27 protein-coding genes and 1 tRNA gene are annotated in these 25445 nt (G+C 72.7%); 21 read left to right on the plus strand and 7 right to left on the minus strand.

The window, feature by feature from the left end; all coding sequences use genetic code 11:
* Window positions 1-15: 15 nt before the first annotated feature.
* The 7 genes from aroH (at window position 16) to A0J59_RS04270 (ending at window position 5950) form a co-directional block, all read left to right on the plus strand.
* On the plus strand, window positions 16-378 hold the full coding sequence (gene aroH, locus A0J59_RS04240) for a chorismate mutase (protein WP_047234608.1): 363 nt from the start codon (window positions 16-18) through the stop codon (window positions 376-378).
* 29 nt (window positions 379-407) lie between these two features.
* Window positions 408-1136, plus strand: coding sequence for a (d)CMP kinase (gene cmk, locus A0J59_RS04245; protein WP_064315355.1), 729 nt, complete (start codon window positions 408-410; stop codon window positions 1134-1136).
* Window positions 1133-1843, plus strand: a complete 711-nt coding sequence (locus A0J59_RS04250; protein ID WP_064315317.1) for a 1-acyl-sn-glycerol-3-phosphate acyltransferase — start codon at window positions 1133-1135, stop codon at window positions 1841-1843. Before cmk ends, A0J59_RS04250 begins: the two co-directional genes overlap by 4 nt.
* Entirely contained in the window at window positions 1840-2808 is a 969-nt protein-coding gene (locus tag A0J59_RS04255) for a DMT family transporter (RefSeq protein ID WP_255364976.1), read from the plus strand. Before A0J59_RS04250 ends, A0J59_RS04255 begins: the two co-directional genes overlap by 4 nt.
* 78 nt (window positions 2809-2886) lie before the next feature.
* On the plus strand, window positions 2887-3258 hold the full coding sequence (locus A0J59_RS04260) for an iron chaperone (RefSeq protein ID WP_047234610.1): 372 nt from the start codon (window positions 2887-2889) through the stop codon (window positions 3256-3258).
* 83 nt (window positions 3259-3341) lie between these two features.
* Window positions 3342-4886 carry a ribosome biogenesis GTPase Der gene (gene der, locus A0J59_RS04265; RefSeq protein WP_047234611.1) on the plus strand — a complete coding sequence of 515 codons (1545 nt, stop codon included), beginning with the start codon at window positions 3342-3344 and terminating at the stop codon, window positions 4884-4886.
* Complete coding sequence (locus A0J59_RS04270; RefSeq protein WP_064315318.1) at window positions 4883-5950, plus strand: hypothetical protein; 1068 nt, start codon at window positions 4883-4885, stop codon at window positions 5948-5950. Before der ends, A0J59_RS04270 begins: the two co-directional genes overlap by 4 nt.
* Window positions 5951-5977: 27 nt before the next feature.
* Here A0J59_RS04270 and A0J59_RS04275 read toward each other — a convergent pair whose 3' ends face one another.
* The 3 genes from A0J59_RS04275 to A0J59_RS04285 form a co-directional block, all read right to left on the minus strand.
* Window positions 5978-6460, minus strand: coding sequence for a hypothetical protein (locus A0J59_RS04275; protein WP_197088866.1), 483 nt, complete (start codon window positions 6458-6460; stop codon window positions 5978-5980).
* A 111-nt stretch (window positions 6461-6571) separates the two neighbouring features.
* Window positions 6572-7138, minus strand: coding sequence for an NADPH-dependent FMN reductase (locus A0J59_RS04280; RefSeq protein ID WP_064315319.1), 567 nt, complete (start codon window positions 7136-7138; stop codon window positions 6572-6574).
* Window positions 7135-7770, minus strand: coding sequence for a YitT family protein (locus tag A0J59_RS04285; protein ID WP_064315320.1), 636 nt, complete (start codon window positions 7768-7770; stop codon window positions 7135-7137). The genes A0J59_RS04280 and A0J59_RS04285 overlap by 4 nt, the downstream gene beginning before the upstream one ends.
* A gap of 57 nt (window positions 7771-7827) precedes the next feature.
* Between A0J59_RS04285 and A0J59_RS04290 the strand changes: the two genes are divergently transcribed.
* Complete coding sequence (locus A0J59_RS04290) at window positions 7828-8304, plus strand: MarR family winged helix-turn-helix transcriptional regulator (protein WP_064315321.1); 477 nt, start codon at window positions 7828-7830, stop codon at window positions 8302-8304.
* 227 nt (window positions 8305-8531) lie between these two features.
* On the opposite strand, the gene A0J59_RS04295 is transcribed toward A0J59_RS04290, so the two are convergent.
* The 3 genes from A0J59_RS04295 to A0J59_RS04305 all read right to left on the minus strand — a co-directional run bounded on the left by A0J59_RS04295 (window position 8532) and on the right by A0J59_RS04305 (window position 12927).
* Window positions 8532-10382: an amidase family protein gene (locus tag A0J59_RS04295; protein WP_255364977.1), complete on the minus strand. Its 1851-nt coding sequence runs from the start codon at window positions 10380-10382 to the stop codon at window positions 8532-8534.
* 71 nt (window positions 10383-10453) lie between these two features.
* Complete coding sequence (locus A0J59_RS04300) at window positions 10454-11200, minus strand: cohesin domain-containing protein (RefSeq protein ID WP_064315323.1); 747 nt, start codon at window positions 11198-11200, stop codon at window positions 10454-10456.
* A 209-nt stretch (window positions 11201-11409) separates the two neighbouring features.
* Complete coding sequence (locus tag A0J59_RS04305) at window positions 11410-12927, minus strand: MFS transporter (protein ID WP_082918736.1); 1518 nt, start codon at window positions 12925-12927, stop codon at window positions 11410-11412.
* 191 nt (window positions 12928-13118) lie between these two features.
* Between A0J59_RS04305 and A0J59_RS04310 the strand changes: the two genes are divergently transcribed.
* The 4 genes from A0J59_RS04310 to A0J59_RS04325 all read left to right on the plus strand — a co-directional run bounded on the left by A0J59_RS04310 (window position 13119) and on the right by A0J59_RS04325 (window position 16527).
* Window positions 13119-13955: an alpha/beta fold hydrolase gene (locus tag A0J59_RS04310; protein ID WP_064315325.1), complete on the plus strand. Its 837-nt coding sequence runs from the start codon at window positions 13119-13121 to the stop codon at window positions 13953-13955.
* A gap of 38 nt (window positions 13956-13993) precedes the next feature.
* Complete coding sequence (locus A0J59_RS04315; protein WP_064315326.1) at window positions 13994-15085, plus strand: DNA glycosylase AlkZ-like family protein; 1092 nt, start codon at window positions 13994-13996, stop codon at window positions 15083-15085.
* 35 nt (window positions 15086-15120) lie between these two features.
* Window positions 15121-15663 carry a putative immunity protein gene (locus tag A0J59_RS04320; protein WP_064315327.1) on the plus strand — a complete coding sequence of 181 codons (543 nt, stop codon included), beginning with the start codon at window positions 15121-15123 and terminating at the stop codon, window positions 15661-15663.
* Between the two features lie 81 nt (window positions 15664-15744).
* The gene (locus A0J59_RS04325; RefSeq protein ID WP_064315328.1) at window positions 15745-16527 is read left to right on the plus strand and encodes a DUF899 family protein; all 783 of its coding nucleotides are present in this window, start codon (window positions 15745-15747) and stop codon (window positions 16525-16527) included.
* A gap of 16 nt (window positions 16528-16543) precedes the next feature.
* Here A0J59_RS04325 and A0J59_RS04330 read toward each other — a convergent pair whose 3' ends face one another.
* Entirely contained in the window at window positions 16544-17764 is a 1221-nt protein-coding gene (locus tag A0J59_RS04330; protein WP_082918729.1) for a Fic family protein, read from the minus strand.
* A gap of 150 nt (window positions 17765-17914) precedes the next feature.
* Here A0J59_RS04330 and A0J59_RS04335 point away from each other — a divergent pair, with 150 nt between their 5' ends.
* The 9 genes from A0J59_RS04335 to A0J59_RS04365 all read left to right on the plus strand — a co-directional run bounded on the left by A0J59_RS04335 (window position 17915) and on the right by A0J59_RS04365 (window position 25443).
* Complete coding sequence (locus A0J59_RS04335; protein ID WP_064315329.1) at window positions 17915-18559, plus strand: GntR family transcriptional regulator; 645 nt, start codon at window positions 17915-17917, stop codon at window positions 18557-18559.
* A 26-nt stretch (window positions 18560-18585) separates the two neighbouring features.
* Entirely contained in the window at window positions 18586-19938 is a 1353-nt protein-coding gene (locus A0J59_RS04340; protein WP_255364983.1) for an MFS transporter, read from the plus strand.
* Window positions 19939-19995: 57 nt separating this feature from the next.
* Window positions 19996-20069, plus strand: a tRNA-Pro gene (locus A0J59_RS04345).
* 360 nt (window positions 20070-20429) lie between these two features.
* Entirely contained in the window at window positions 20430-21962 is a 1533-nt protein-coding gene (locus A0J59_RS21465; protein WP_156532794.1) for a P-loop ATPase, Sll1717 family, read from the plus strand.
* The gene (locus A0J59_RS22605; protein WP_369799746.1) at window positions 21916-22671 is read left to right on the plus strand and encodes a P-loop ATPase, Sll1717 family; all 756 of its coding nucleotides are present in this window, start codon (window positions 21916-21918) and stop codon (window positions 22669-22671) included. Before A0J59_RS21465 ends, A0J59_RS22605 begins: the two co-directional genes overlap by 47 nt.
* Before the next feature lie 181 nt (window positions 22672-22852).
* Entirely contained in the window at window positions 22853-23572 is a 720-nt protein-coding gene (locus A0J59_RS04350; protein WP_064315331.1) for a histidine phosphatase family protein, read from the plus strand.
* A 55-nt stretch (window positions 23573-23627) separates the two neighbouring features.
* On the plus strand, window positions 23628-24179 hold the full coding sequence (locus tag A0J59_RS04355; protein ID WP_064315332.1) for a DUF3090 domain-containing protein: 552 nt from the start codon (window positions 23628-23630) through the stop codon (window positions 24177-24179).
* A complete protein-coding gene (locus A0J59_RS04360; protein WP_082918730.1) occupies window positions 24176-25018 on the plus strand; it encodes an SCO1664 family protein in 843 nt (280 codons plus the stop codon). Before A0J59_RS04355 ends, A0J59_RS04360 begins: the two co-directional genes overlap by 4 nt.
* A gap of 110 nt (window positions 25019-25128) precedes the next feature.
* Window positions 25129-25443, plus strand: coding sequence for a nuclear transport factor 2 family protein (locus A0J59_RS04365; protein ID WP_255364984.1), 315 nt, complete (start codon window positions 25129-25131; stop codon window positions 25441-25443).
* Window positions 25444-25445: the final 2 nt, after the last annotated feature.

The following is a 25445-nucleotide window of genomic DNA, read 5'->3' on the forward strand; positions in this document are numbered from 1 at the left end:
GAAGGAGCACCACCCATGCCGGTCCGGGCGATCCGGGGCGCGACCCAGCTCGACGTCGACGAGCGCGAGCACCTCTTCGAGCGCACGCGCGAGCTCGTCCAGGAGGTGCTCGACGCGAACGCCGTCGACACCGACGCGCTCATCTCGATCCTCTTCACGTGCACGCCCGACCTCGTCGCGGACTTCCCGGCGGCCGCGGCGCGCGAGATGGGGCTCGGCGACGTGCCGCTCATGTGCGCGACGGAGATCGCGGTACCGCACGCGCTGCCGCGCGTCGTACGCCTCATGGCGCACGCCGACCTCGACGTCGAGCGGTCCGCCGTCCAGCACGTGTACCTGCACGGTGCCACGTCGCTGCGCAAGGACTTGGCCCAGTGAGCGCGGGGGAGACCGGCACCGCGAGCACGATGGGCGCCGCGCTGACGATCGCGATCGACGGACCCTCGGGGTCCGGCAAGTCGAGCGTGTCCAAGGGCGTGGCTCGTCGGCTCGGGCTCGCGTACCTCGACACGGGCGCCATGTACCGCGCGGCGACCTGGTGGTGCCTGTACCGCGGCGAGGACCTCGCCGACCAGGCGGCGGTCGCGCACGCGGTGCGCGTCATGCCGCTGGTCATGGGGCTGGACCCATCCGGGCCGACGGTGCACGTGGACGGCACCGACGTCGGCGAGGCGATCCGCTCCACGGAGATCTCCACGGCCGTGAGCGCGGTCGCGACCAACCTCGACGTCCGCGCGGAGCTGCGGCGCCTCCAGCGCGCGGTGATCGAGGCCGAGCGCACGCCGTCCGGGTTCGCCGGCGGTCGTGGCGTCGTGGCCGAGGGCCGGGACATCACGACGGTCGTCGCGCCGGACGCGGACGCGCGCGTCCTGCTCACCGCGAGCGAGGAGGCTCGCCTGGCGCGCCGCTCGCTCGACGTGCACGGCACGGCCGACGCAGCCGCCGTCGAGGCGACGAAGGACCAGGTGCTGCGCCGGGACCGCGACGACGCGACCGTCTCGCAGTTCCAGGTCGCGGCGGACGGGGTCGTGACGGTCGACTCCTCCGAGCTCGACCTCGAGCAGACGATCGACGCGGTGCTCGCCGTCGTCGAGCAGGTCACCGGGCGGGTGGTCGGCCCGCGCCACGGCTCGTGAGCCCGACGGCGGGGTCTGCGGGGGAACGGGTTCCCTCGCCCGCCGGTCCGGCGTGGTCCCGGTGGGTCGGCCGCTTCCTCGCGCGGGTCGTCTGGTCGACCCAGGTCCTCGGCTCGGAGAACGTGCCGACCGAGGGCCCCGTCGTGCTCGCGGCGAACCACACGGGCGTGGTCGACGGGCCGATCGTGCTCGGCGTCGCCCCCCGCCCGTTGCACGTCCTCGTCAAGGAGGAGATGTTCGTCGGGCCGGTCGGGTGGGTCCTGCGCGCGGCGGGCCAGATCCCCGTCGACCGCAGCGGCGGGCGGCGCGCGCTCGCGACCGGGCTCGGCGTGCTGCGCCGGGACGGCGCGGTCGGTGTGTTCCCGGAGGGCAACCGCGGGCGCGGCGACGCGACGTCGGCGCGCGCGGGGGTCGCGTGGCTCGCGCTCAACGGCAAGGCCCGCGTCGTGCCGGTGGCCGTGCTCGGCACGCGCCGCACGGGGGAGGGCGTCAACCGGATCCCGGGACTGCGTCGCCGGCTGGTCGTCCGGTTCGGCGAGCCGTTCGCCGTCGAGCGGGCGCCCGGCGTGAGCGGCAAGCAGGCGCTCGAGGACGCGAACGAGCGCATCCGCACCGCCCTCGCGGACCTCGTCGCGGACACCGTCGCCACGACGGGCGTGGCCCTGCCCACGGACGACCCGAACCGGGAGCGGCGGGCGGCGCCGTGACCGCGTCGCCGGAGGGGCGCCTCGACGGGCCGGCGGGACCCACGACGGCGCACGTCGTGGGCGATCGCCCGGGCACGGGCATCCTCGTCGGCCTCGCGTCCGCGCTCGCGTTCGGCGCGAGCGGCCCGTTCGTCAAGCCGCTGCTCGAGGCCGGGTGGACGCCGGGCGCGGCCGTCTTCGCGAGGGCGCTGTGCTCGGCGCTCGTCCTCGCCCCGGTCGCGGCGGTCGCGCTGCGGGGCAGCCACCGGATGCTGCGCGAGGAGTGGCGCCTCGTCCTCGGGTTCGGCCTGGTCGCGGTCGCCGGGACGCAGCTCTGCTACTTCGCGGCCGTCGCGCGCATGCCCGTCGGCATCGCGCTGCTCGTCGAGTACCTCGCACCCGTGCTGCTCGTCGGGCTCGCGTGGCTGCGCACGCGGCACGTCCCGCCGCGGCTCACGCTCGCGGGCTGCGTCGTGGCGGTCATGGGGCTCGTGCTCGTCGTGGACCCCGCCGGGGCGCGCCCCGACCTGATCGGCCTCCTCTTCGCGCTCGGCGCGGCCGTGGGCCTGGGGGCGTACTTCGTGCTGTCCGCGCGCCCGACCCGCCTGCCGCCCGTCGCGCTCGCGGCGTCCGGGCTGGGCGTCGGGGCGCTCGCCCTGGGAGCGGCCGGCCTCGTGGGCGTCCTGCCGTTCGCCGCGCCGTTCGTCGACGTCGCGCTGCTCGGCTCGTCCGCGCCCTGGTACGTGCCGCTCGCCGTCGTCGTGCTCGTGGCGACGGCGTTCGCGTACGTCTCCGGCGTGGCCGCGACCGTGCGCATGGGCGAGCGCCTCGCGTCGTTCGTCGGGCTGTCCGAGGTGCTGTTCGCCGTCGTCATCGCCTGGCTCCTCCTCGGCGAGGTGCCGACCCTGGTGCAGGCCGCGGGTGGCGTCCTCGTCGTCGCCGGCGTGGTGCTCGTGCGCCTCGCGGGGTCGCCCGCCGCGCGGTAGGTTCACGCGTAGCCGGCCAGGAGGCCGTGCCGTCGCGAGGTCGCGGACGCCGACCAGCACGTGCGGAGGAGAGAGCGGATGACGGACGCTCCGGGCAAGCCCACGACCGTCGACGAGTACCTCGCGACGCTCGCCCCGGACGCGCGCGAGGTCGTCGCGCACCTGCGCGCCCTCGTGCACGAGACGGTGCCGGGCCTGGACGAACGCATCAGCTACGGGATCCCGACCTTCACGCGCGACGACCGCTACGTCGTCTACCTCGCGGGGTGGGCGCACCACGTGTCGCTGTACCCCGTCCCGGAGGTCGACGACGAGCTCGCGCGCCGCATCGCGCGCTACCAGGACGGCAAGGGCACGCTGCGGTTCCCGCTCGCCGAGCCCGTGCCCGACGACGTCGTGCGCGCCGTCGTCGAGCGCCTGGCCGCGCGGCGGGACGGCGCCGCAGGCTGAACAGGACCGCTCGGGGAGCACGAGCGCGCCGCGCCGGAGCGGCCGGTTCGGAGCCCGGCCCGCGGCCTGGGAGAATGGATGCCATGACCACACCCGACCCCGCCCAGCCCGGCACGCCCGGACAGATCGACGACGCCGGGCAGGCCGAGGAGCCCCAGGCGCCCGCGGACCTTGCGGACCTCGCGGACTCGGCGGACGACGCGGCGCGCGAGCGCGCGCTGCGCGCCGGCCTCGAGGACTACGAGCTCGAGGACACCGACCTCGTCCTCCTCGACGCCGACGGCGAGGTGATCGAGGGCTACGAGCCCGAGGCGCCGCTGCCTGTGCTCGCCGTGGTGGGGCGCCCCAACGTCGGCAAGTCGACGCTCGTCAACCGCATCATCGGGCGCCGCGAGGCCGTCGTCGAGGACAAGCCCGGCGTCACGCGCGACCGCGTCAGCTACCCCGCGGAGTGGGCCGGGCGCCGGTTCACGCTCGTGGACACCGGCGGCTGGGAGGTCGACGTCGCGGGCATCGAGTCGAAGGTCGCCGAGCAGGCCGAGGTCGCGATCTCGCTCGCCGACGCCGTGCTGTTCGTCGTCGACGCGACGGTGGGCGCCACGTCCACCGACGAGCGCGTCGTGCGCCTGCTGCGCGAGTCCGGCAAGCCGGTCGTGCTGTGCGCCAACAAGGTCGACGGGCAGTCGGGCGAGGCGGACGCGGCGTACCTGTGGAGCCTCGGGCTCGGCGAGCCGTACCCGGTGTCCGCGCTGCACGGCCGCGGGACCGGCGACCTGCTCGACGCCGCCATGGCCGCCCTGCCGACCGAGTCCGCGCACGGCGAGGTGCGGCCCACGGGCCCGCGCCGCGTCGCGCTCATCGGGCGGCCGAACGTCGGCAAGTCGTCGCTGCTCAACAAGATCGCCGGCGCCGACCGCGTCGTCGTGGACGAGACCGCCGGCACGACGCGCGACCCCGTCGACGAGCTCGTGACGATCAAGGACGTGCCCTACGTCCTCGTCGACACCGCGGGCATCCGGCGCCGCGTGCACCAGACCAAGGGCGCCGACTTCTACGCCTCGCTGCGCACGCAGGCCGCGATCGAGAAGGCGGAGCTCGCGGTCGTGCTCGTCGACGCGTCGGTCCCGCTCACCGAGCAGGACACGCGCGTCATCTCGCAGGTCGTGGACGCCGGCCGCGCCCTCGTCATCGCCTACAACAAGTGGGACCTCATGGACGAGGACCGCCGCCCGTTCCTCGAGCGCGAGATCGAGAAGGACCTGGTGCAGGTGCAGTGGGCGCCGCGCGTCAACGTCTCCGCGCGCACCGGCTGGCACACCGACCGGCTCGTGCCGGCGATCCAGCGCTCGCTCGAGTCCTGGGACACGCGCATCCCGACCGGACGCCTCAACGCGTTCCTCGGAGAGCTCGTCGCCGCCCACCCGCACCCGCTGCGCGGCGGCAAGCAGCCGCGCATCCTCTTCGCGACCCAGGCGTCCACGCGCCCGCCGCGGTTCGTGATCTTCGCGACCGGCTTCCTCGAGGCCGGGTACCGCCGGTTCATCGAGCGCCGCCTGCGCGAGACGTTCGGGTTCGAGGGCACGCCCATCGAGATCAGCGTGCGCGTGCGGGAGAAGCGCAAGCGGTGAGCGACGGCGCGGCGCACGTCCCCGCGGGGGTCACCCGGCGGGGACGCGTGCTGCGCCTGGGCGTCGCGCGCGACACCGCCGCGACCCGCCACCTCGTGACGTTCCTCGTCGTGACCGTCGCGACCGTGCTCGTCACGCGCTTCCTCCTCGCCGCCTCGGGGTACCCGCAGGTGGGCGGGGGAGACCTGCACGTCGCGCACGTGCTCTGGGGCGGGCTCGGGATGGCGCTCGCGGTCGTCGTGCTGCTGTCGTTCGTCGGCCCCGCGCTGCGCTCGCTCGGGGCGGTGCTCGGCGGCGTGGGGTTCGGGCTGTTCGTCGACGAGATCGGCAAGTTCGTCACGGCCGACAACGACTACTTCTACCAGCCGACCGCGGCGCTCATCTACGCGACGGTCGTGGTCCTCGTGCTCGTGGTCGAGGCGCTGCACGGCCGGCGTCGCCACCACCCTGCCGAGTACCTCGCGGTCGCGACGGACCGCGCCGTCGCCGGCGTCGCGGGCGGGTTCACCGACGACGCGCGCGAGGAGACCCGGGCGCTCGTCGCGCTCGGCCGGGGCGAGCCCGGGGCGGACGAGGTCGCGGCGCTCGTCGAGGCCGTGCCGCGCGACGACGTCGACCTGCCCGACCCGGTCCGCGCGCTCGTGCGCCGCGCGTCGTCCTGGTTCGCGGCGGCGCTCGAGCGGCGCTGGGCGGCGATCGTGGTCGTGGTCCTCGTGGTAGGGACCGCGCTCGGGTCGCTGCTCGCGGGCGTCCGCGTCCTCACCGGGGACATCGACGTGCCGCCGTGGGTCGGGGCGGGGATCGTCGTCGGGGTGGCGGGGACGGTCGCGTGCGTCGTGGCGGGCGTGGTCGTGGCGCGGGGCGGACGGCCCGACGCCCGGCGCGCCGGCGCCGTCTGGGTACGGCGCGGCGTGCTCGTCTCCCTGCTCCTCACCCAGCTCCTGGTGTTCCGGGCGCTCCAGTGGGTCGGCGTCGCCGGGCTGGCGGTCGACCTGCTCGTGCTGGCCGCGCTCGGCGCCGCCCTCGGCGGGGACGACGAGCGCCGGGGTGCGGGTCGCCGCTGACCGACCCGGCCGCGACGCGGCGACCTCTCAGGTGTCGTACTCCCCGGTGTCCCAGGGTGCGTAGAACGCCATGTAGTCGCCGGGCTCGGCGGTGTACACGGTGACGCCGTCGTAGTCACCGCGGACGAGGCCGAAGGTGCGGCCGTCGTGCTCCACCTCGAACGGTGCGAGGGCGACGGGCCCGTTCTCGTGGTCTCCGAGGGTGGCGAGGAGCGACGTCGTCGCACGGTCGTGCTCCTCCGCGCTCTCGTCGACGTCACGGATCGTCGCGTCGAGCAGCGCGCCGTCGGCGTCGAACGTGTAGAGCGCGACCCAGGTCGGCCCGCCCGGCTCGAACGGCGTCGTGAGGAAGAACTGCCGGCCGTCGGTCGTCCGACCGACGTGCGCGCCCTGCCAGGGGTCGGGGTAGAGATGGATCGTCGACGGCGTGCCGTCGTCCGCGACGGTCACGGGCGGGAGGTCCCAGTCGTGCTCTGGACCCTCCGGCTCGCCGAAGGTGACACCAACCACGCCGCACCCCGAGAGCACGAGGGCCCCGAGGGTGGCCACCAGGGACGCGCGTCGCGACGGTCGGTTCACCGGGGGAGCGTACCGCCCGGCAACCCCGCCCCGTGCTCCTCCTCAGGCGACCGCGGCACGATCTTGTCGCAGGAGTGTGGCGAGACGGCGGACGTCGTCGAGCGTCCGCGCGGCGGCCCGCGCGAGCGTGCCGTCGTCCTGGAGCTGACCGTCGTCGTCGAGCCAGCGGCGCAGGTGGATCGTGACGGCGTTCGCGACGGGGACCATGCCGAGCGCGACGACGACGGGCGTGATCGCCTCGACCGCGCGCATGCCGCCCGACGACATCCCGTACGACACGAACCCGACGGGCTTGTCGCGCCACTCGTCCGCGAGGTAGTCCAACGCGTTCTTCAGCGGAGCGGTGTACCCGCGGTTGTACTCCGGCATGACCAGGACGACGGCGTCCGCCGCGTCGACGCGCGCGCTCCACGCGAGCGTGTGGGCGTGCACGTAGCCGCCGGAGTGCGCGTCGACGGGCTCGCCGAGGAACGGCAGGGCGATCTCGGCGAGGTCCGCGACGTCGACGTCGAGGTCCGGGTCGGTGGGCACCTGCGCGAGGAACCAGTCGGCCACGGCGGGACCGACGCGGGTCGGGCGGGTGCTGGCGACGACGACGAGCAGCTTCACGAGAGGTCTCCTGCGGGGTGGGTGAGGGCGGAGTGGGGGCGTTCCGCGGGTCGCGGCGCTGGGACGGTGAACAGGGCGAGGAAGGGCTGAACGAGCGGCCCGACGGCGAGCGCGTAGACGACGGTCCCCACGCCGACCGTGCCGCCGAGCGCGAGACCGACGCCGAGGACGGCGAGCTCGATCCCGAGGCGCGACCAGCGCAGCGACCAGCCGCGGGCGGCGAGGCCGGTCATCAGGCCGTCTCGGGGTCCGGGTCCGTACCCGGCGCCGATGTAGAGGCCCGTGGCCGCGGCGTTGACGACGACGCCCGCGACGAGCAGCAGGATGCGCCAGGGGAGCGGCTCGACCGTCGGGAGGACGGCGAGGGTGAGGTCGACGAACACGCCGACGAGCACGACGTTCGCGACGGTCCCGAGGCCCGGGCGCTGACGCAGCGGGATCCAGAGCACGAGCACGACGACGCTGGCCAGGATCACGACGACGCCCAGCGGCAGGCCGGTCGCGCGGGCGACGCCCTGGTGCAGCACGTCCCAGGGGAACAGCCCGAGCCCGGCGCGCACGAGGAGCGCGATGCTCGCGCCGAAGAGTGCGAGGCCTAGCACGAGCTGCACGAGACGACGTGTCGTTGACATGTCATCGATCCAAGCATGTACTCGATGACATGTCAACGAGTGTGCGATGCTGAGCGCATGATGACTGTCGAGAGCCCCGGACCCCGCTGGCTGACGCCCGACGAGGAGCGCGCTTGGCGGGCCTACCGCCGCATGCAGACCGTGCTGCCCGTCGCGCTCGCGCGCGACCTGGCGCGGGACTCCGGGCTGTCCGACCCGGACTACGACGTGCTGTCGACGCTGTCCGAGCAGCCGGGGCACCGTTGGCAGCTCCGCGACCTCGCCGCTCGCATGCTCTGGTCCCGCAGCCGGCTCTCGCACCACCTCGCGCGTATGGAGACGCGCGGGCTCGTGAGGCGCGAGCCCGACCCCGACGACGGTCGCAACGCCGTCGTCGTGCTCACCGACCACGGGTTCGCGACGCTCCGGGCCGCGGCGCCCGCGCACGTCGAGTCCGTGCGCCGCCACCTCGTCGACCTCGGCACGCCCGAGGAGCTCGCGGCGCTCGCGGCGCTCGCCGAGCGCGTCGTCGCGGAGGTGGGTGATCTCTCGTAGACGAGGCGCCCGGGGTGGTCGGGGCAGCGTGGGCGAGCGGAGGTCGGTCTGGGACGAGATGCGGGCGAGGGCTCGTGCGTTCCCCAGGTCATCGAGCGAGGAGAGAGCACGTGGTGGAGATCGTGATCGGGGTCCGCGACTGGCAGTGCATCGACGGGACCCTGGATGGACGACGGCGGCCGGCCCGCGCGAGGGGCCGACCGCCGTCGGGCAGGGAGGATGCCTGCTCAGCCCAGTGGGCCGTAGAGCGCCGGGGAGGTCCGTGCGTGCGTGGCCTGCTCGAGCGCGAACGCGAGGCCGAGGAGCGGGCCCTCCGCGAAGTCGCGGCCCAGGAGCTCGAGGTTGACGCCGCCGCCCGTGACGGTCGCGTCGGCCTCGGTCGCCTGCCCGATCGGCACCGTCACGGCGGGAAGGCCCGTGTTGGGGCTGAGCCGCAGGTTGGTGCCGATGGTCCCGTACGGGTTCGCGCTGGGGTAGACGAGCGCGTCGAGGTCGGCGTCGTCGAGCATCGCGGTGACGAGCTGCTTGCCCTCGGCGAGCACCTTCGTGTGCGTGCCCGCGGGGCCGGCCCACGCCTGGTACGTCTCCGGGGTGACGGCGTCGCGCGACACGTAGGTGCCGCGCCGCGACGGGACGTACCGCCCGGACTCCACGATGCCGGCCAGCGACCGGGCCTCGACGTCGGACGAGAGGTGGTTCGCGACGTACTCGTCCAGGTCGTGCTTGAACTCGTTCGTCGAGCCCGACCCCTCGTTGAGCACGCTCGCGAACCCGTTCGGGAGGACCGGCGACCAGGTCGTGGGCGGCGTCACCTCGACGACGGTGGCGCCGAGCGACTCCAGCGTGGCCCGCGTCTGCGCCCAGAGGCGCAGGGTCGTGGTGTTGCTCCCCAGCATGGACGGCACGTACCCGATGCGGGCGCCGTCGAGCGCGTCCGCGTCCAGGTACTGCGTGTACGAGGCGGGGACCGCTCCCTCCTGGCGCGACGTCACGGGGTCCGCAGGGTCGACGCCCACGACCGCGTCGAGCGCGACGGCCGCGTCCAGGACGGTGCGCGCCATGGGGCCACCCGTGTCCTGGCTCAGCGCGAGCGGGATGATGCCGTCGCGGCTCGCGAGCCCGACCGTCGGCCGCACACCCACGAGCTGGTTGTACGACGACGGCACCCGGATCGAGCCGCCCGTGTCCGTGCCGAACCCGAGCCCTGCGAGGTTGGCGGCGATCGCCGCGCCCGTGCCGCCGCTCGACCCGCCGGCCGTGCGGCTCGTGACGTACGGGCTCGCGACGAGCGTGCTCGTCCCCGCGTCCTGGTACGAGGAGAACTCGGACACGAAGCCGAACGCGAACTCGTCGAGGCTCGCCTTGGCCAGGACCACGGCCCCGTCGGCGCGCAGCCCGTCGACCATCGTCGCGTCGGTCGTGGTCCGGTTGCCGTCCCAGCAGCCGCAGCCGCCCGTGGTCGGCATGTCCTTGGTGTCGTAGTTGTCCTTGAGTGCGACCGGCACACCGAGCAGCAGGCTCGTCATGCCATCCGCGGCACGTGCCGCGTCGGCGCGCGCCGCCGCCTCGAGCGCGACGTCGCTCGTCGTGATGATCGAGTGCAGGGGTCGCCCGCCCGCGCCCGTGTCGACGAGCGTCGTGTCGTAGGCCGCGATGCGGTCCAGGTACTCCTGGGTGATCGCGACCGACGACGTCACCCCGGCGTTCATCGCCGCCTGCATGTCGAGCACCGAGGCCTCGACGAGCTCGAACGGTCCGTCGTCGTAGATCATCCGCTGGGAGACGGCCGCGAGGTCCGCGACGGTGATCGTGCCGTCGCCGTCCGTGTCGGCCGCCGCGACGTCGTCCCACGCGGCGTCGTCGGCCGTCGCGCCGAGCGCCGCGGTGACGACGTCGAGGTCGGCGACGGTCACCTGGTCGTCGCCCGTGAGGTCGAGCTCGGTCCAGTACGGCGCGAGGAACGGCGCGGTGACGGGGGCCGCCGTCGCGGCGGGAGCCGCGGCGACGGCGAGCACGAGGCCGGTGACGCTGAGCGCGGCGAGCCCGCCCGCCGCGGCTCGCCGGTGGGTGGTGGGCACGGGCTGCTCCTTCATGGTGGTGGGCCGTCGTGGTGCGCGGACGGCGGGTGCGACGGGTGTCGGGTCGTGGCTCATCGGGAGACCACCGCCCGGCGCCGCGCCCAGAGGATCCCAGCGCCCACCACGACGGCGAGCAGCGCGGCACCGGCGAGCCAGGCGACGCTCGCGCCCGTCGAGGCGAGCGCGCCCGAGCCGGTCGAGGTCGACGGCGAGTCGGACGCGTCGTCGGCCCCGGGGGCGGTCGTGCCGTCACCGGTCGGCGGCGCGGAGGTCGCGCCGTCCGTCGGCTCGCCCGTGGGCGGTGCCGTCACGACGGCGGTGACGGTCGTCGTGGCGGACGCGGCGTCGGTGAGCGACGCCGTCGTGCCGTCGGCACCGACGAGGGTGGCCGTGGGGACGGCGAACGGGGCGTCGCCCCCGGCCACGGCGGTGAAGGTGAGGGTCGCGAGCGTGACGTCGCCCGCGAGCCCGGGGGACGTGCCGAGCCGCGTGTGCGTGACGGCGACGGTCCCGGACCCGTCGTCGGTCACGTCCGCGAACCCGCCGTCGGGCATGACGGCGGAGTCCTCGACGAGCTCGACGAGGTCGGGGTCGTAGGAGACCGCCAGGTCGTAGGCGTAGAGGTCGACGGCTCCGGTCGCGGCGACCGTCACCGTGATCGGGGCGCCGACCTCGACGCTCGACGGCGCGTCGAGGGCCACGGCGGAGACGGACGGCGCGGCGTGCGCCGGGGCGGTGAGGGCGGTCGCGGCGACCGCCAGGCCGCCGACGAGCGCGGCGCGCCGGCCGAGCCGTCGGCGCGAGGGAGAGGGCGTCATGGAGGAGGTGGTCCTTCCTCGGGCGCGCGCCGACTGCGCGCACGACCGTGGTGGTGGTGGAGCCCCCTGCCGGGACCGATGCTCACAAGAGCCTGTTTCCCGGGCGTTTCACGACGGTTAGCGCGAGCAACGAAGGGTGTCTCGGTCCGGTCACGAGCGCTCCGGGGCGGTTCGCCCCGCGGTGCGCCGTCGTCGGGCGTCCGGGCGGTTCAGCCGAGGGCCGGGGGCGCGTCCTCGCGCACCTCGGGATCGGGGATGCGTCGCATGCGCAGCGCGGCGAGCACGCCGAGCAGCCCCGCGACGAGCGGGACGAGGAGCGCGACCTGGAGCGCGCGGGCCCGGACGTCGTCGTTGATGCGCAGGATCTCGTCCTGCACCTCGGGCGGTTCGTCCGCGAGCAGCTCGACGAGCTGGGCGTCGCTCATGATCTCGGCGTCGTCCTCGAGCACCGCCGCGACCTGTTGCTTGTCGTCCGGGGGCAGCACGGTGCTCGACTCGGCCTGCGCGGTGAAGCCCGTGGCGAGCGAGGCGAGCATCACCGCGCCGGCGACCGCGAGGCCGAGCGAGAGCCCGAACGACCCGGCGGCCGAGCTGACGCCCGCGGCCTCGCTCGCGCGCTCCTCGGGGACGGGGGAGAGCGTGTAGGCGTTGAGCTGCGACACGAGCAGGCCGAGCCCGGCGCCCGCGACCACGAGGGGAAGAGCCAGCCACCAGCCCGACGTCGCGCGCGGCACCACGAGGACGGCTGCCGCGATCCCGAGGACGAGCAGTGCGAAGCCCGCGAGCACGCGGGTCGCCGGCCGACGTCGGCCGGGGCGCTTGCCCGCGACGAGCGCGGCGGCGAACATCGTCAGCGACAGCGGGGCGAGCGAGAGGCCGGCCAGCAGCGCGTCGTAGCCGAGCGCCATCTGAAGGAAGATCGGCAGCGCGATCATCGCGCCACCGAGCGCAACCTGTTGCAGGAGCTGCTGCGAGACGCCGATGCGGAACGCCGGGGAGCGGAACAGACCCGGATCGACGAGCGTCGTCCGGCCCGCGCGGGCGCGCCGCACGAGCCACGCCGCGAGACCCACCAGACCCGCAGCCCCGACGACCACGAACGCCCCGACGGCCTCGCCGCCCTCCTGCCACACGAGGACGCCGAGCACGATGCCGCCCATCCCCACGACCGACAGGATCGTCCCGACGACGTCGACCGTGCGGTCTCCGGTGTACGGGACGTCGCGCACGAGCCGCACGCCCAGGAGCACCACCACGATCACCACGGCTTCGAGCCCGAAGGCCACGCGCCACGACAGCGTCGTGGTGATGACGCCGCCGAGCAGCGGCCCGACGGCCGCCGCGATCGACGCCGCGGCCCCCACGAGCGCATAGGCGGACTTGCGCGCGGCGCCGTCGAAGTTGCCGTGCACGAGCGACTGCATGGCAGGGAGCAGCAGCGCGGCGCCCAGGCCGCCGATGATCGACCAGAAGATCACGACCGCCACGAGGCTCTGCGCCAGCGTCATCGCGATCGCGCCCGCGCCGTACGCGAGCAGTCCCACGACGTACGCCCGGCGCCGGCCGACGAGGTCGCCCACCTTGCTGCCGACGAGGATGAACGACGCGGACACGAGCGCCTCGAGCGCGATCGCCGTCTGGACGCCGCTCACGGTCGTGTCGAGGTCGCGCACGACCGCCGAGATCGAGACGTTCATGAACGACGTGTCCACGACGAGGACGAACATCGCGGCCGCGAGGAGCAGCGCGAGGCGCCGGGCGGCCGCGGTCGGCCGGCCGGCGGTGTTCTCGGTGCTCTGCTCCACGTCGACCCCCGTCCGCCGTCCATGCTCACGGGCCGCGCGGCACCCGCGCCTCACCCGCCGAGGGTGCTCCCGCTGCCCGGGCGCCGCGACGCGCGCTCTGCCACCATCGGCCTATGGCTGCTGACGGGTGGCGCTCGCGCCACGTCGACGTGGAGGGGCACGACGTGTTCGTGCGGATCGGGCCGGACGTACCGGGTGCGGTCCCCATCGTGCACGTGCACGGCTTCGCCGTCTCGGGCACGTACCTGCTCCCGACCGCGGAACGACTGGCCCACCGGGCGACCGCCGTCGTGCCCGACCTGCCCGGCTACGGGCGCAGCGAGCGGTGGGGGCACACCCTCGGGATCCCGTCGCTCGCGTGGGCGCTGCTCTCGCTGCTCGACGCGCTCGAGCTCGAGCGGGTGATCCTCGTCGGCAACTCCATGGGCGGCCCCATCAGCCTCGAGGTCGCGCACGCCGCACCGGAGCGCGTCGCGGGCATCGTCCTCGCGTCCCCCGCCGGCGGCGTGCACAACCAGCCGTTCGCGCGCGCGCTTACCCAGCTCGCGCGCGACGCCCGTCGCGAGAGCCCGCGCATGGCCCGGATCGCGGTGCCCGACTACGCGCGCTTCGGCGCCGTCAACGCGCTGCACCTGTTCGCCGAGCTCGTCCGGTTCCCGTCGCTCGAGCGCGTGATCCGCGTCCCCGTGCCGACCCTCGCGGTCGTCGGCACGCGCGACCCGCTCATGCCGCCGCCCCGGCGTGTGCACGAGGTCGGCACGCTCGCGCCCCCGCACGTGACGATCGTCGCGATCGACGGCGCCGCCCACGCGATGAACTTCAGCCACCCCGGAGAGCTCGCCCACGTCATCGAGTGCTGGCTGGACGGACGCGAGATCACCGACGACCCCGACCAGCCGGGCGTCTCCCGCGTGCTCCAGATCGCCCAGGGCTCCGGTCCCGTGGTCTGACCGGCGCAGGTGTCGGTGCGCGGGGCTAGCCTGCGGACGTGGCGATCACCTGGGCGCAGGCCCTCGCCTGGCGCGCGCGGCGGCACCTGCTCGACCCGGTCGGCGACGAACCGGCCGAGGGGGTCGTCGGGCGGCTGGGCGCCGTCCCGGCGGCCTCCGACGACGTGGCCGAGCTCGCGGTCCGCGTCCGGCAGCGCGCGTCCGAGGCGGGCGAGGTCGGGCGGGCCCTCGCGGACGGGCGCCTCGTGCGCACCTACGCGTTCCGCGGGGCGACGCACCTCGTCACGCCCGAGGACGGCGGCGCGTACCTGGCGCTGCGCCGGGCGGGCCGCATGTGGGAGCGCGCGAGCTGGCGGGAGTACTACCGGCTCGAGCCCGAGGACTGGCCCGACCTGCGCGCCGTCGTGCGCGACGCCCTGGCGGACGGCCCGCTCACGCGGTCCGCGCTGGGCGACGCCGTTGCGGCGCACGCGCGGTTCGCCCACCTGCGACCGTCGTTCGGCGACGGGACGGACACGCTGCTCAAGCCGCTCACGTGGTTCGGCGACATGAGCTTCGCGCCCGCGCGCGACGGGCGCACGACGTTCCAGCGCCTCGACACCAACCCGCGCTGGGTCGACTGGCCCGACCTCGACGCCGCGGGCCGGCACGCGATCCTCGCGTACCTCGGCACGTACGGACCCGCGACGCCCGAGCACGTGCACTACTGGCTCGGGCAGGGACTAGGCGCCGGCCGTGCCCGCCTGAACCGGTGGCTGGCGGAGCTGCGCGACGACGCGCTCGTCGAGGTCGACGTCGAGGGCGACCGCGCCCTCGTGCTTCGCGAGCACGTCGACGAGCTCGCGGGCGCGCGCGCGTCGGAGGCGGTGCTGTTCCTTCCCGCGCTCGACCAGTGGGTGCTCGGCCCCGGCACCGCGGACCCGAACGTCGTGCCACCGGCGCACCGCGGCGTGGTGAGCCGCGGGGCGGCCGTCGTCACCGTGGGCGGGGTCGTCGCGGGGACGTGGGCGCTCGCGGGCGAGGAGGTGCGCGTCACGTGGTTCGACGGCGTTCGCGCGCCCGACGACGTGCTCGCCGGCGCGGTCGCACGGCTGGGTAGTGTGCTCGGGCCGGACCTGCGCGGCCCGTGAGGGACGCTGGACGAGGGCGGCGAAGGGAGCGGCGGGTGGCGACGACCGGCGGGATCGAGCTGAGCACGGACGACCTGCGGGAGGTCGCCGGGTACGCGGCCCGATGCGCGGAGCAGGCGCTGGCGATCGTCGAGACGGTGCGTCCGGACGACGCCCGGCCCCGCGAGGCGATCGAGGCGGCGTGGGCCTTCGCCCGTGGTGGCGCGCGGGGCAAGGCCTTGCGGGACACCGCGTGGGCGGCGCTCCGGGCAGCGAAGGAGGCGGAGGAGCCGGCCGCCGCTGAGGCCGCACGAGCCGCGATGGCGGCGGCGGGTGCCGCGTACCTGCACCCGATCGCCGACGCCCACCAGGTGAAGCACGTCCTCGGCTCGGCGGCCCACGCGGCGCACGCCGCCCAGCTCGCCGCGGGCGGGGACGAGTCCGCTGCCGTCGCCCGACTCGTCGCGGCGCGGTCGTTCACGACGCCCGCGCTCGTGGACGTGCTGCGCCGCTACCCGCCGGCGCCCGGCGGCGGTGGCCGGGTGGGCGAGCTGGTCCGCCTGCTGGACGCGTCACTCCGGGACGGCGAGCGCCGATGAGTTCCTCCCACGCGGCGGGTCGTTGCGGATGACCTCGTCGGGCGGCGTGCGCCGGTCGGCACCGACAACGCGGAGGACACCATGACGACCACGCCCAGCAGCCCGGCCGCCACCCTGCCCGGACGACCGCCCGTCGTCGACCTCGCGACCTGGCAGGCCGCCCGGGACGAGCTCCTCGTGCGAGAGAAGGCGCACACCCACGAGGGCGACGCCATCGCGGCGGCGCGCCGCCGGCTGCCCATGGTGGAGATCGACGGGTCGGTCGAGGTCGTCGGCCCGGACGGCCCGGTGCCGTTCCTCGACCTGTTCGAGGGCCGGGACGAGCTCGTGGTCTACCAGCACATGTGGCACGACGGCGCCCCGCACCAGGGGCAGTGCGAGGGCTGCACCTGGACGGCGTGGGGCCTGCGGGATGCCGTCTACCTCAACGCGCGCGGCGTCTCGTTCGCGATCCTCACCGTCGGGCGGTGGGAGGAGGTCGCGCCCTACGTGGACTTCATGGGCTACACCCAGCCCTGGTACTCCGTGCGCGGGCTGGACGAGCCGATCGGCGGCGAGATGGGCTACGTGAGCTGCTTCCTGCGCGACGGCGACCGCGTGTTCCTCACGTACCGCACGACGGGTCGCGGCAACGAGCCGACCAGCCCGCACTTCGCCCTGCTCGACATGACCCCCTACGGCCGCCGGGAGGCGTGGGAGGACACGCCCGACGGCTGGCCCGCGGGCAAGGGCGTGTGCTGGTACTGGCGCGCGGATGCCGACGGCGTCGCGGGTTGGGGCCCGACCACCCGCCCCGTGCCGCAGTGGACCCGTCCCGGCGTGACGCCGGAGGAGACCCTGGGCCGGAGCGGGCACCACCACTGAGACGTACCAGGGTCGCTCAGCGGCGCCGGATGCCCTGCGCGAAGACGTCGAGGACGGCGAGAATCCCGTCGTGCTGCCAGACGCGGTTGCGTCGGAGCCCGCTGCGCTCCCGGAGGACCCCTGCGTCGGAGAGCTGGCTCAACGCTCTCTGCGCGGTGACGTCGCTGAACCCGAGGTGGTTGCGGAGGAACGCCGCGTTGAGCACCGGGTGCGCCACGAGGTGCGGCACGACCTTCCAGGCGGAGGCCTGGGGGCGGAGACCTGCGAGCCGTTCGCGCGCTGCAGCCACCTGGGCGGCCAGGTCGTCGACAAGGCGTGCCCCGGCAGTCGCGGCGAACCGGCTCGCGCGGGAAAGCTGCTCCACGATCGGCCAGGCATCGCCGGCGCGGAATGCGGTGAGCGCGTCGAAGTAGGCGTCGGTGTCGATCAAAAGGCCTGCGGAGACCGGGGCGATGGTGTTCCGCGTAAGGCCCTTGGCACGCAGCATGGCGTGCACGAGGGCTCGGCCGGTACGACCGTTGCCGTCCGTGAACGGGTGGATCGTCTCGAGCTGTGCGTGGGCGACGGCGGTCTGCACGAGGACGGGGAGGTCTTCCCGACGGATGAAGGCCAGGAGGTCGGCCATCGCGGCGGGGACGAGCTCTGGCTGGGGCCCGACGTGGGTCGCCCCCCTCGGGCTGATACTCGAGGAACCGACCCAGACCAGAGAACGTCGGTAGCGCCCCGCGTGGCCCTCCCATCCGGGCTGCCCGATGAGGAGCTCGCGGTGCATCGTGAGGATCGAGTCCTCGTCGAGCTTGTCGGCGAGGTCGAGCGCGGCCTGCATGGCCCGGACGTTGGCGACGACGGTGCGCGCGTTGGCGCTCGTCGTCTGGTCGATCTCGGCCAGAGCGAGCTGTTTGGCCCCGACCGTCAGGTTCTCGATCTGCGACGAGGAGGCGGACTCGGTGCGGAGCAGGATCGAGGACATCGGACCGAGGGCGGGATTGTCGGGGCCCAGCGCGGCGCTGGCGTACGAGTCGAACCGGGCGAGCGCGGCCGCTGCCTCCTCGGCGTCAGCGGACTGCTGCGGTGAGAGCGCGGGGGCGTAGTCCGCGATGGTGACCGGCACGGTCGACTCGTAGGCTCCTGAGCCTGCCGCCACCTGCGCGCGCGTCGAGAGCCCGTCGCTCTCAGCCACCCAGTAGTGGCCCTCGCGAGCCACGGGTGTGATGGCGAGCCCTCCATCTGTGTCCACGGCACCACCTTACTTACAGTTTCCCTCAAACTGTAAGTAAGAAGGCTGATGAAGCATCACTTTGAAGGTGGGAACGAGTGTGGCGAGGCCCACGGCCACGAGCGCCTCCTGCGGTCGATGTCGTCCACCAGATAGATGCATCATGTATCTATGCCTCGAACGACCAGCGGTTCTGCCACCGAGCAGGCGTATCGGCACGTGAAGTCCCTCGTCCTCGACGGGAGCCTGCCTGGTGGGTCCATGACGAGCGAAGGGGAGATCGCGGAGCAGCTCGGCGTGAGTCGCACGCCCGTGCGCGAGGCGTTCCTGCGCCTGGAGGCCGAGGGTCTGCTGCGCCTCTACCCCAAGCGGGGCGCGCTCGTCGTGCCCGTCGCGCCGGGGGAGGCGGACGACGTCCTCGACGCGCGCCTGCTCGTCGAGACGCACGCGGCGCAGAGCGTCGTGCGCCTGCCCGACGCCGAGCTCGCCACGCTCGTCGCTCTCTTGCGCGACCTCGTCACCGCGCAGGAGGCGGCGGTGGCGGACGGCGACGTCGCCGAGTACGCGACGCTCGACGCGCGGTTCCACCAGGAGATCGTCGCGGCAGGCGGCAACGCGCTCCTCACGACGTTCTCCGTGAGCCTGCGCGAGCGCCAGCAGCGCATGGTCGCGCACAGCGTCCGGTGGGACCCGCGCCGGGCCGCGACGTTCGTCGCGGGCCACCGCGCCCTCGTCGACGCGCTCGAGGTACGCGACACCCGCACCTACAAGCGCCGCATCCAGCGCCACCTCGAGGACGCGAGGGCGGGCCTGTGAGCGCGGTGACCCCCGCGTCGACCTCGGTGACTGAGAGTGAGGCCGCCGCGTCCGCTCGCGGGGCGAGCGCCGCCGTCGGGCCGCGGGCGTGGCTCGCCGTCGCGGCGGTGATGTTCGCCGTCGCGTGGGGCGGCAACGAGTTCACGCCGCTGCTCGTCATGTACCGGGAGGTCGGGCACTTCTCGGCCGTGACCGTCGACGCGCTGCTCGCCGCGTACGTGCTCGGCATCGTCCCCGCGCTCCTGCTCGGCGGGCCGCTGTCCGACCGGTACGGGCGCCGTCCGCTACTGCTGCCCGCCGCGCCGATCGCGCTCGTCGGGTCGCTCGTGCTCGCTGCGGGGGAGTCGTCCGCCGCGCTGCTCGCCACGGGCCGCGTGCTGTGCGGGGTCGCGCTCGGGCTCGTCATGGCCGTCGGGACCACGTGGGTCAAGGAGCTCAGCGACGCGGCCGCCCGCACGTCCGGCGAGCCCGACGGCGGCTCCGGCGCCCGGCGTGCCGGCCTCGCCCTCACGCTGGGCTTCCTCGTCGGGGCGGGTGTCGCGGCGGTGCTCGCGCAGTGGGCGCCCTGGCCCACGCACTCGGCCTACGTCCTGCACGCCGTGCTCGCCGTCGCCGCGGGGATGTGGGTGCTGGGCGTGCCGGAGACGCGCGCTCGTGCCGGCGGCTCGTCGGGTACCGAGCGAGGTCGGCTGCGCGACGACCTCCGCGTGCCGGCCGTCGCGCACCGGCGGTTCCTGCGCGTCGTCGTGCCCGTGGCGCCCTGGGTGTTCGGGTGCGCGGGCAGCGCCTACGCCGTGCTGCCCGGGCTCGTGTCCGCGAGCGCGGGGAGCGCGCCCATCGCGTTCTCCGGGCTCATGACCGTGCTCGGCCTCGGCTGCGGGGTCGGTATCCAGGTGCTCGGCCGCCTCATCGACACCCGGCACAGCGCGCGGGCGTCCGTGGTGGCAATGTCCATCGTCGTCGTCGGGATGGGCTTCGGCGCCTACGCCTCGGCGCGGCTCGACCTGCCGACCGCGCTGGTGGCTGCCATGGTGCTCGGCGCGGGGTACGGCCTCGCGCTTGTCGCCGGGCTCAGCGAGGTCCAGCGCATCGCGACGCCCGACGACCTCGCCGGACTCACGGCGGTCTACTACTCGCTGACGTACGTCGGGTTCTGCGTGCCCGTGGCGCTCGCGGCACTGTCCGTGCGGTGGACGTACGCGCAGATGTTCCTCGGCGGGCTGGTCATCGCCGCCGTCTGCCTGGCGGTCGTCGCGAGCGCGTGGCGCGCGCACCTGCCGACGGGTGAGCGGGGCGCAGCCTCGGACGTTGCTGACGAGACCGACCGCACAGCCGCGACCGGGGCAAACGGTGCGCTGGAGGCGTCACGGATGGGGTAGAGTATCCGAGGCTTCACGGGGTCCGATCCGCAGGGATCAGACCCGGTGATCCAGCCACGGGCTGTGGCGCAGCTTGGTAGCGCACTTGACTGGGGGTCAAGGGGTCGCAGGTTCAAATCCTGTCAGCCCGACCGTGAGATGTCTGATGACATCAAGGATGGCCGGACTCACGTACTCGTGGGTCCGGCCTTTCGTCGTTGTGGTATGGACGCGCTCGCCAGTGCTGGCCTGGCAGTTCCCACGCGAGCTCGAGCTTGCGCTACTCGCAGGAACTCGCGGACGCGCAGGCGCCGGACCATCCACCCGGAAGATGGATGGGACTGACTCGCTCGTTGGAACCCGGCCAGCTGTGAGCCCTGGCCGAACACAGTCCCCTACGACCGGGGGTACCAAGCCTCGCCGGGTGAAGATCTTCTTGAGTGCTATGTGGCCGGAGCGCGAGGCTGTAGCCTCCCATGCACCACGTCGGCATTCGAACCCTAGAGGTGCTCATGAGCGATGACCAATCCGTGGAAGCGGTCTGGAGAGCGATCGCGGCCGTCGTGGGCGAACTTGAGGACCGCCAGAAGCGACCGACTGGCGCCATAGTGAAGTCTCGTGCGCAAGTCCTTCTGGGGTACAAGATTGTTGAGCCCGATTACGGATACGGTACGTTTAAAGAACTCGTCCGATCCGCAACCGAAGCCGGTGTCATCCGCATAATCGACATGCCCAAGAACTCAGACTTCACGCTGGCAAGCGTTGACTACGAGTTCGAGGTGCTGGCACGCGTTGTGCGGCATATCCTCGAACGAGGTGGGACCCCGCTCGGGGCTCACACCAAGCCGCTCTTGATCGACGCGCTCGGTGGACCGTTCCAGGAGGCAAGCCTTGGGTACAGGGGATTCAAGGACTTTTGTCTCGCAGCAGAAAAGGCTGGATATGTCAAAGTAGTAGAGGATGTTAGCAAGTCTGACTTCGCGCTGAGCCTCGTTAGTCGTGAACGAGGAGCTAGTGCAGAGGCGGTGCCTCCGGGCGAGGCCATTGTCGACACGGCTTCCCCGGCCTTGCTCGACGACGCGTTCGAAGCGCTTCGGGGGATTGCCACCGATCGGCATCGTGCTGGCAATCCACTATCGGCATCGAAAGCAAAGGAGTTGTTGCTGCGAAAATGGCCCGACTTCTCTGAGTCCGAATTTAGGTACGCCCGTTTCGGGCAGTTCTTGCGCGATGCTGAGCAGGCAGGCTACGTGACGCTGAAAGAACGCCCCGGTCACGGAAAGAGCGTCGTCGATGTATTTCCGCCGACGCCCGACGGGGTAGCGTTTGCCGACATTCGTTTCGGCTACGCATCGGCTGGGGCCGAGAGTGTGCGCGATCCCGGTCTGCTGCTTGAAGGCTTCTACGACTTCAAGGGCGTGACCAAAGCGATTGTCAGTGGCAGTGAGTACCTTGTACTTGGACACAAGGGTTCGGGAAAGTCCGCAATCGGCGAGCACCTAGTGCAGAAAGCGGACACAGATCCAAAGCTCTTTGTCGATCTGATTGACCTCAAGGATTTCCCCTACGGGACGCTGCAGCAATTGGCTGACGACGACTCGTCGCAGCAAGTCCTGCGACTTAGCTGGCGTTGGTTGCTCCTACTAAGGGTCTTCCAGTCGATGCTCAACGACGCTGGTGCTGATCCGTTCGACTCCGCTGATTGTCAAAAGCTTGCGAAGGCGCTTGAAAAGCAAGGGCTCTTACCGACACGAAGTTTCTCGGAACTTAGCCTCCGCTCGGTTAACGTTGCGATGAAGGGTGGGCTCCCCGCGATATACGAGGCGTCAGTTCAAGCGGAGTACGGCACGCGGCAAGTGCAGCTTACCGACGCCGCTGCGCGCGTGGAGAAGGCGATCTCAAACCTCCGCACAAACAGCAAGCATGTTCATATAATAGACGGTCTGGACGAGCTGCTTTCCCCCCAGCGATCGAACATACGCATCTCTTTCGGCATTGTTGGGGGAAGTCGAGTCGCTAAACGACGTTTTCTTTCGCTTGGGTAGTTCTGCCAAGATCGTCTTGCTTTGCCGGTTCGATCTCTATGAACGTCTCAGCAGTCCAAACAAGAACAAAATTCGCCAGAACTTTGCAGTCAGTTTGCGATGGTCGCCAAGTCTTGACGAATCCGACGACGCGACGTTGGGTGGCTTAATTCTCCATAGGGCGCGATTGAGCGGGTATGTTGGGGACGATCCAATCCGAGACCTCCTGCCATTGAATGCACCAGTCGGGCGCAGGTCGCAGAGCATGTGGGAGTACTTGGTTGATCAGACTCGACACACACCGCGCGACCTTATTGCTCTTCTGAGCAAGGTGCAACGGCGTTCGGACGAGGGCGCTGTCACGACGAGCCAGATTCAAAGGGCTTTGAATGATTACTCTATTGAGTATTTCGTGCCGGAACTAAAGGATGAACTCCAGGGCTACCTGAGCACGCCTCACGTGGATGATGTAATCGGGCTGCTTTCGTCGCTCCGGCGGCGGTCATTCACAGTAGCGCAGTTAACTCAACTCGCGCGTGACAGAGGTTTGACTCTCCCGGTTCTTGATGCGGTCCAGATTCTGTTTGAATGTTCAGCTGTAGGGCAGGACAGTAGTGCGGACTCTAAACGCCACGAGTTTCGCTACTTGAACCCGAATTTAGCGGTCCATCCCGAAATTCCGTTGGTCATTCATCGCGGTGCGTGGTGGGCTCTTAACTTGGGTAGTTGAATGACGGTTCCTGTGGTTAGAGGGCGACGATTCATTCCAATCATGGTTGGATGCCCTTAGGTGTGCGCGACGTCATTATTCGTGACGATTCGCGCAAACCGAGTAGTTGCTCGAACGGCTTGATTTCCTCTCGCCGCACCTCACGTCGTGCGCACTGTGGGGCGCGTCTACGCTCGGATGCATGCCCACAGTCCTCCTCGTCCGTCATGGCCGCACCACCGCGAACGCCGGAGGGATCCTCGCCGGGCGGTCCGCCGGGGTCCGGCTGGACGCGGTCGGTCGCGACCAGGCGGCCCGCACCGCCGAGCGTGTCGCGGGAGTCCCGCTCGCGCGCGTCGTGACCAGCCCGCTGGAGCGGTGCCGGCAGACCGCGCAGGCCCTGCTCGACCGCCAGACGGTCACGCCCGAGTCTGTCACCGAGCAGGGCATCACCGAGTGCGACTACGGGCAGTGGCAACGCCGCGCGCTGAAGGACCTGGCCACGGAGCCGTTGTGGTCCATCGTGCAGACCCAGCCGTCGGCGGCGGTGTTCCCGGGCGGGGAGTCGCTGGCCGCGATGCAGGCCCGGGGCGTCGAGGCCGTCCGACGGCACGACGCCGAGGTCGCGGCCCGGCACGGCGACGACGCGGTGTGGGCGGCCGTCTCGCACGGGGACGTGCTCAAGTCGGTGCTCGCGGACGCGCTGGGGATGCACCTGGACCTGTTTCAGCGCATCGTCGTCGGCCCGGCGTCGATCTCGATCGTCCGGTACGGGCCGCACCGCCCGGAGGTCGTGGCCGTGAACACCGACGCCGGCGACCTGCCGTGGCTGCGCACAGCGGCGCCGGTCGGCGACGCGCCGGTCGGGGGCGGCGCGGGCCCGGTTCGACCTGACGACCCGAGCGACCTTCCGCCGTCCTGACGTCCGACGCGTGGCCGCCCGGCGCGGACGGGCCGAGCGCTCGTAGAGTGAGGGCATGCCCACTCTCGTCCACGAGCACGACTGGCCGGACCGCGTCGTCGTGGGAACTGTCGGGATGCCCGGCTCCCGCACGTTCTACCTCCAGGCCCGCACGGGCACCCGCACGACGAGCGTCGCCCTCGAGAAAGAGCAGTCGGCCGTCCTCGCCGACACGATCCAGCGCCTGCTCGACGAGCTGATGGAGGCGCCCGACAACCGGTACAGCGTCCCCGTCGACGTGCCGGCCGAGCTCGTCGACGACGACCCGCTGGACCTCCCCGTCAAGGAGGAGTTCCGCACGGGGTCGATGCGGCTGAGCTGGGACCCGCGCACGGCGCAGGTGGTCGTCGAGGCGTTCCCGTTCGTGGACGAGGACGACGACCTCGACCCCGACGCGGACGAGCCCGAGCCCGCGGAGTCGTTCCTCATCCGCATGCCGGTGGGGACGGCGCGCGCCTTCGCCCAGCGCACGCGCGCTGTCGTGCAGGCGGGCCGCCCGGCCTGCCCCCGCTGCGGTCGGCCGGTGGACCCCGACGGGCACGAGTGCGTGCTGCCCGACGAGGCGTGACCTCCCCGCACGACGACGTCGACGCGGCACCGCTCGACGCCACACCGCGCGACACCACGTCACAAGACACTGCGCCGCTCGAGGTCGTCGGACGCATCCGCGCGGCGTCGAACGCGACGTTCCTGGCCCGGATCGGTGAGGTCGCGGTCGTGTACAAGCCCGTCGCGGGGGAGAAGCCGTTGTGGGACTTCCCCGACGGCACGCTGGCCGGCCGCGAGGTGGCCGCGTACCTCGTCTCGGAGGCGCTCGGCTGGGGCGTCGTGCCGCGCACGTGGCTGCGTGACGGACCGCTCGGCCCGGGCATGGTGCAGCTCTGGCAGGACGTGGACGCGACCCAGTCGCCCGTCGACGTCGTGCCCACCGACGAGGTGCCGGCCGACGGCGTGCGGACGGTGCTGGAGGGCGTCGACGAGGACGACCGGCCGGTGAGCGTCGTCCACGAGGACTCGCCGTCGCTGCGGCGCATGGCGGTGTTGGACGCGGTCGTGAACAACGCCGATCGCAAGGGCGGGCACGTGCTGCCGCTGCCCGACGGGCGTCGCCTCGGCGTCGACCACGGCGTCACCTTCCACGTCGAGCCCAAGCTGCGGACCGTGCTGTGGGGCTGGCTCGGGGAGGGCCTGAACGACGACGAGCTCGCGGGCGTCGAGCGCGTGCGCGCCGGCCTCGGCACCGGTGCCGGGACCACCCAGGACGGCGACCTCGGCCGCCGGCTGGCGGAGCTCCTGGCTCCCGACGAGGTGACCGCCCTCGCCGAGCGTTGCGACAGTCTCTTGCGCTCGGCGCGGTTCCCCGCACCGGCGGGGGACATGCCCGCCGTCCCGTGGCCGCTGTTCTGAGGCGTGTCTCCCCGCGCCGAGTCGCAGGTCAGGGTGCGGGGAGACTCGCGCGATGAGCCATCTTGCTGCTGAGCACGCACTTCAGGCCGCCCAGCGGGCCGCCGACGTCGATGTCCTGGACGCCCTGCTGCACGAGCGTCGGCGTCGGCGTCGGCGCCGGCCTGGACGGGTCGGTCTTCACCACGGAGGACGACCAGCCGAGCTATCGCTCGGGTTCGCTGCGGATCACCCGCCTGGAGGAGGAGTCGCTCGACGTGCAGGCGGACGTCGCGACGGGAGCGACACGGATGGTCGCCGCGGTGGAGGCGATCCAGGGCGGCGCCGCGGTGTCCGCGCGGTTGGTCTACACCCGCCTCTGGGTGCGCGCCGACGAGCGGAGGCAGATTCTCGCGGCCACGCTCGCACCGGCCGCCGAGACCGCCTGATC

Origin of the sequence: Cellulosimicrobium sp. I38E (genome assembly GCF_001647255.1) — a bacterium.
GTDB lineage: Bacteria > Actinomycetota > Actinomycetes > Actinomycetales > Cellulomonadaceae > Cellulosimicrobium > Cellulosimicrobium cellulans_E.